This is a genomic window from Alteromonas sp. MmMcT2-2, assembly GCF_022348305.1.
GTDB lineage: Bacteria > Pseudomonadota > Gammaproteobacteria > Enterobacterales > Alteromonadaceae > Alteromonas > Alteromonas macleodii.
Window position 1 is genome coordinate 23371 of sequence record NZ_JAKRFA010000048.1, and the last position, 6363, is coordinate 29733.

General features: G+C 43.3%; 7 protein-coding genes. 4 read left to right on the forward strand and 3 right to left on the reverse strand.

All coding sequences use genetic code 11. The annotated features are described in order from the left end of the window. The first annotated feature begins 143 nt into the window (after positions 1 to 143). Positions 144 to 1097 (forward strand): DNA replication terminus site-binding protein, encoded by a 954-nt coding sequence (locus MHM99_RS18270; RefSeq protein ID WP_187447581.1) that lies wholly within the window; start codon positions 144 to 146, stop codon positions 1095 to 1097. 48 nt (positions 1098 to 1145) lie between these two features. Here the strand turns inward: MHM99_RS18270 and MHM99_RS18275 are convergent, their stop codons facing one another. Both MHM99_RS18275 and MHM99_RS18280 read right to left on the reverse strand, forming a co-directional pair. Next, a complete protein-coding gene (locus MHM99_RS18275; protein WP_239220266.1) occupies positions 1146 to 1796 on the reverse strand; it encodes a hypothetical protein in 651 nt (216 codons plus the stop codon). Positions 1797 to 1840: 44 nt separating this feature from the next. Next, entirely contained in the window at positions 1841 to 2392 is a 552-nt protein-coding gene (locus MHM99_RS18280; RefSeq protein WP_187447583.1) for a hypothetical protein, read from the reverse strand. A gap of 443 nt (positions 2393 to 2835) precedes the next feature. Here MHM99_RS18280 and MHM99_RS18285 point away from each other — a divergent pair, with 443 nt between their 5' ends. The 3 genes from MHM99_RS18285 (at position 2836) to MHM99_RS18295 (ending at position 5350) form a co-directional block, all read left to right on the forward strand. Continuing rightward, positions 2836 to 3138, forward strand: coding sequence for a hypothetical protein (locus MHM99_RS18285; protein ID WP_187447584.1), 303 nt, complete (start codon positions 2836 to 2838; stop codon positions 3136 to 3138). Positions 3139 to 3692: 554 nt separating this feature from the next. Continuing rightward, the gene (locus MHM99_RS18290; RefSeq protein WP_239220267.1) at positions 3693 to 4064 is read left to right on the forward strand and encodes a helix-turn-helix domain-containing protein; all 372 of its coding nucleotides are present in this window, start codon (positions 3693 to 3695) and stop codon (positions 4062 to 4064) included. Between the two features lie 2 nt (positions 4065 to 4066). After that, positions 4067 to 5350, forward strand: a complete 1284-nt coding sequence (locus MHM99_RS18295) for a type II toxin-antitoxin system HipA family toxin (RefSeq protein ID WP_239220268.1) — start codon at positions 4067 to 4069, stop codon at positions 5348 to 5350. Positions 5351 to 5390: 40 nt separating this feature from the next. Here MHM99_RS18295 and MHM99_RS21290 read toward each other — a convergent pair whose 3' ends face one another. Then, positions 5391 to 5522, reverse strand: coding sequence for a hypothetical protein (locus MHM99_RS21290; RefSeq protein WP_262385800.1), 132 nt, complete (start codon positions 5520 to 5522; stop codon positions 5391 to 5393). Positions 5523 to 6363 lie beyond the last annotated feature (841 nt).

The window sequence follows — 6363 nt, forward strand, 5'->3', positions numbered from 1 at the left end:
TTTGGCTGGTTTGGTAGGGCGGGTTTGCAGGGTAGATGCCACTTTGTTGTGTCCGCGGGTGGGTTTTATTGGTGTTTTTATGTGTAGGTGGTCTGTAAATATAATACAATAGGGGTATGTTTGATTGATAAGAAGATGTGGTCATGGTCAATGACTTTGCGCGCTTTAATGGTTTGCTCACGACTTTGGATGAGTTGTATGAGTCACTTTATAGTGCCATGCGGTTAGCACCTACTGCTTATTTTGCCAATATTGATGACGTCACCAAAGAGGACTTTAAAGCGTTCTCTGCCGGTGAGCTAATGCTTGGCCACCGCGATATGTTCAACGTCCAAGCGCAGATGCGTTGCCTTAATGCTTTGAAATGTTTTCATCGTTCTTCTCATGATATTTCAGGCCGGGTGGCGGGTAAGTACCCGGGTATTTTGCTGCTTGAGAACCATGACGACGTCATTGATACCATTATCGCGATTAACAGTACGAAGACGGCTATCAAACACTGCGTGCAGGATAGAAAGCCTGATGGCTCACACGGGCGCAATCATTTGCAGAAACACGAGTTCTTACATCAACACCGTGGCGCCGAAATTATCTCCTATCAGCTGTATCGGCATATCGATGTCATTAACTGTCGCCCTGATACGGATACCGCGCTTAAAAGTGTGAATTTCTATTGGGCTTACAAGAATGCTGACCAAAGGCTAACGCCTGAGCGCGCTGTGTTGTATCTGTATAACAGCAAGTCTGGTCTCAATGATACACAACTAAACGAGATAAAAGCGCGTATCATGGGCACACAGCACACCCACCGCTTTTATATACGTAAGACACGCAATGCATCGGTGAATTTGTCTCTCTACTATGGCGCGAGTGACGGTAAGCCAGTGGTAAATACCATTAATGCCGCACAGCCCGTTATTTTATGTAATTACGAGGATGTCCCCAAAATTCGTCCGTTAAGCGCGCATGTGCCGCAAAAACGTAAAGCGAATAGACAAGGGCATGCGTGGGAGTGTTTGAATGAAGCCATCAACCTCTATACGAGGCCGATTAGCGAGGCAGACAATAAACGTGAAGCTCATTTAGCGAAAATCTAACCTTGTTAGGTTACCGCGATGGGCGAATGTTGTTGCCTATTGCTGTGTTTATACTTTTGACTCCGCTTTGTTGACGAGGTGTTTAAGGTGCTGCCTGAGGTCGGGAAATTCCGTCCTGGCCTCATCTAAATAATCGTCAAAATACGGCGTAGCGGGATATCGCCGGCAATTTGCAGCCAATTGCTGCGCTAATAAGCTTTCTAACTCCTGAGGCGTTTTCCCTTTCATCGTCCAGCGTCTCGATTCTTTATACAAGAGGTCACTGTTCTCTTTAATCAAGCTTACTGCCGCCCTAAAAAGTGAAGCACCAGACACTTCACGCACTTCATCACTAGGAAGGAGTAATGACAAATTAGCGATGGGAGGCACATCATCTTTCAACTTTACTGTAAAGTTATCACTGTATTCGCTATGAAGCGCCAAACCGCTCGCTGGACTCTTAATGGGTACTTTCGAGATGATATCGTTAAAGAAGATATCATTAATCAATCCAAACTTTGTCTTTGGACGGCTAATATACACTTCTGCAATGACATCCCCCTTTTTTACCCAGCTGTACTTGTTCGGCTTATAACTTACTGTGTCGGTACCACCAGCGTGTGTGAAGACGCTACCTATCAGGCTTGGCATAACAAGCACTTCAGTGCCAAAAGTAACGCCATTAGGTATAACGCCGCTCTCTCGTTTATCTTGCATCACAGAAGGACTCTCCCTCTAATATGTTTTAGACCTGTACCAAGCGTTCAATTACGTAAATCGGCAAACAACGAATTGGCCAAGGAACGGCTACTCACCAAATAACCATTAGGTTTCGGTGACTCCCATTTATTACACCTGTCACGTCTGCAGGTACTACGACTCACACGTTCATCCACGCAGTACTTCTGTGGCGATCGCTTTTCAGAAAAGGAAGGTATTTTTTTATAGACAGGGTATTTCTTGTTACCGATGACAACGACGGTGGGCTCATAAGGAAACCCCCAGCTGAATTCTTCAAAAGCATTGCAGTGAGGCAATTTGGGTCTGATTTGATAGTCTTCTGTATAGAATTGCTGTGTTGTCGTAGACCACCATCCTCTGGCTATCAAAAGCCCTTTGGTATAGTACCGAGGGTACACACTCTCAACAACATTGATCTCAACAGTATAATTACCATGCCTATCTTTTGCACCAGACGAAGATACTTGAGAAATACCTTTGGGTGACACCAGGTACATGCCGTCAATCGCGTCGATATTGGCCCTTACCGGTGAGGTAAATAAAAGCAGGATTGCTGTAAACAAACTTATTTTCATTTCGATGATACTCCCAATGTTTCCGAGAGCACTCGAGTAATACACCTAGCATGCATAAGATTATGCTAATTCACTTCCGTGCGAGCATTGATTGCTCAAAAAGCAACCCGATAAGACTGCCACATGCCTTGATAGACAACAAGGAATAAATAGTGATGCTTAAAATCGAGCTTTTCCAGGCGTTTGTTTTGGACATATGGTCAAGGCTCTTCAGGCAGGTTTAACAGCAAAGCACCTCACCACTTACAGGCATGGTTTAAAAGCCTGCGTGATTTTTTGAGTTTTTATGCTCCTAACTACATCTAACTGCCCACGATTGACTTCACAATTTAGCCTAATATTGTAAAGCATCATCGAGTCAATGAAGTTATGTTCCTCAAAGGGATATGCGGATGAATTCGAAAGTTATTAGATGAATACCAGATTACAAAGAAGGTTATGGAATGAACATATTAAAGACAACGGTGGCGCTGACGCTGGCAGGATTAATCTCAGCGTGTGGCTCAACATCAAAGCCCACTACCTTAGCTGACATTAACAACTATTCAGGCTCTTTCGCTGAACACCGCTCATATGCGCTGAACTTGATGGAAGCAGCAAAGCTCGGTGGGGCTAAGGACGTAAAATTAAAAGATAGTGATTCAGTTATCGACTTAGCAGAAAGTAATGCTTCATTTGGATTTGTAGACTCTCTAGGGAAATGGGATGGACTCCCCTCACAATCGGCATCGATGTGCCATGATTAAGGTAAATATCGTTAATCAATGAGGAGAGTCCATCCCATTTCCCTAAGCCTTTTTAAAAGAAGTCGGCGACTATACCTTTATCCATTTACTCATCGTTCTTAAGGAAAATTTTTCACGGTCTTTTCGAAATATTTCATCAATCCCACTAGCGGCCGCTAGAGCAGTAATCGATTCGGTACGCAGTAGCGAACCCAATAATGATTTGTTAACGCTGGTGGGTATTATCGCAGGTCACAACATTCAGGCTGAAGAGCTGCTTATCGCGATTAGAAATGAACTAATAGCAGTATCAAATTCCTAAACCCGGCCTTAAGCACCTCCGATAACAGGTGCTATAGTCCCCCCTGCCTCTCAGTAGTATCACAACGTTTCGCTTTGTTTACCTCCAGAACCACCGAATAACGGTGTGGAGGTAACGCCCTTTCTTTCTTGTCGCGTTCTCAAATATTCTTTATATAGAATAAATAATAATATTCTTTTTAGAGAATATTGAAAAATATGCAATATAAGGTATATTTATAAATATACTTCTTATGGAATATGTTGAGTTAACAATGAGAATTAAGACCCCAAAAGACGTAGGTCACTACATAGCATCTACACGCAAGGCGCTAGGGTGGTCTCAAACAGACTTGGCCACTAAAATTGGTAAAGACCAGCGCTTTGTATCGAGATTAGAGAATGACCCCACCAGCGTGTCATTTGGTACTGTGCTGATGGTTCTAAACGTTCTCAATATCAATATCGATATGACAAACCAAAACACTCATAAAACAGATGGGACAGCAGCAGCTGGTGGACAGCGTATTCCCCAGAACGCCCCAAAAGGCGTTAAAAGCCCATTAAGAAAAGTGGAATCAGGTAAGTTTGTCAGTAAGCCAATGAGAACGCCGGTGGTTGTTAGTAAGAATAAAGCTAAGGAATAGTTATGGCTAAGAGGAGAAAAACTAACAATCTCTCAGTGGGCATCAATGGCCGGCACGTAGGTACATTCGAGCGCTATGGTGCCACGCATGCATTTATTTACGATGATGAGTGGCTATCCGCAGAATACGCACACCCAATTAGTCTATCGATGCCGCTTACCAAAAAGAAACACACCGGTGACCTGGTGCGCTTTTACTTCGACAACCTACTGCCGGACGACATAGAGATTCGTAAGTTAATTGTTGACCGTGTTGGCGCCTACTCTACAGACACAATGGATTTGTTGAGTGAGATTGGCCGTGATTGCGTGGGCTCTCTTTCTTTGACACCGGAACCCGTCGATGGGATAGACGAATTGAAGCTTGAGGCAATGAGTCATGCCGATATCGAAGCGCACCTTAGGAATACAGTAAGACGTAAAACACTGGGTATGGATGATGATGACGTATTCAGAATATCCCTTGCAGGTGCACAAGAGAAAACCGCGCTGACACTTCATGAAGGAAAATGGCATCGCCCTCTAGGTACCACTCCAACAACCCATATATTCAAACTGCCAATACATGATTTAGAAAACGGGCTAAAGCTAACAAACAGTGTAGATAATGAATGGTTCTGCCTGAGATTTATGCGTTACCTGGGATTCAACGTTGCACAAGCGGACATACACACTTTCGGTGACCAGAAAGCGCTGGTGGTTGAACGGTTTGATAGGCAACAAGGTGAGGACGGCCTAATATATCGACTGACTCAAGAAGACATGTGCCAAGCACTTGGTAGAGCTGGCCAGTCAAAGTATGAAGCAAATGGGGGGCCGGGTGCGAGTGAGATAGCCAATCTACTTCGCTTTAGTACTGATAGCGAAAATGACATGTATCAGTTCTTTCTTGCGCAATACGTATTTTGGCTGTTGATGGGTATTGATGGCCACGCAAAGAACTTCAGTGTTTACCTTGACCATACTGGCCATTGGCTCACCCCGCTTTACGACGTGATTTCAGCGCATCCATTCAGAAATCAATTCAGACGCAAGGAACTGCGGATGGCCATGAAGGTAATGTCTAAAAATAATCATTACATCTGGGCAGACATTCAAATGAGACATTGGAAATCACATGCAGCTAAGACGTTCTTAAATGATGAGTTGGCTATGGGTTACATTGAAGCACTTAACGCGGATGTTGATGTTGCTTTGAGTAAAACCTTTGCTGATGCTTCTGAAGGCTTCGACAAAGAGAATGGGGATCTGATAGCTGAAGGCGTGTTGTCCAAAGTGAGAATATAAAAATGGGGGGCTATCCGGCCCCCACTAATGCAGTATCCTACTAGCTCTTACGCTTTATAGGGATACGCCACGCTTTATACCCATAATCATGAGCATCTAACATCTCTGTACTGTTTTTCTTGCGTCTAAAGCGACAAAACACGTAGTTACCTTCAATGTAATTACCACTCATAGCTCGAACCCTCCAGTAACGGTGGGTTTGTCACACACCAAAGGTTCAAACTCAGAATGTGTACAGATTTTGCCATATTTATGAGGACATGGCGTGTCCTTAAATCTTAATAAAGCCATTATCTAGCTCCTAACTTAAAGTAATTAGGAACTCATTGAAATCCTTATTAAAGCCGCCAGGGCCTGCAAAAGGTTCTATAAATATGTAATGTTGAAGTACAAATTTACTTGTTAACTCTCTTGATTTTTTATAGCCATTTACGATACTTTGAGCATGAAGATGTCCAATGCCGATTGATAATCTTCATGGGTCCATTTACTAAACAATGAGTCCCGATTCAGAGAGGCCAGTTGCCGCTGGCCTTTCGGTTCCCAACCCTAGAAAGTCACAGCGCTTACACCCTGCTCACATATCCTGCGTCACAAAACAAGATAGTGAGGTTTTAGTCGTATTGCGACCCAATTTCTGGTGGTATTTCAAGCACCTAAACTGGCACAAAATTTATGTTAGTAACAACTAACTTTTTAGCGTTATCCAAGCGTAAAATATCCGGATTGCAAGCGTTTTTATAAAAACACGACATATGGTGTTCAAAATTTAAGTAAAACAGCACATGTAGTGTCAATGCTTATGAAATCACGTTAAGTTCATAAGTGTAAAAGTAAACGGCTTAGTGGGTGGATGGGCTTTACAAGAATCAACAATACACCATAATGTCGACAGGGTGAGAGCATGAACGATTAAATATCGTTCAACGCTACCAAACCCGCCGCTAACACCTTTTCCAAATAATCAGTGCTACCATGCGCACGTTTCTGTTTCCGTGGCACACTCACTTTTC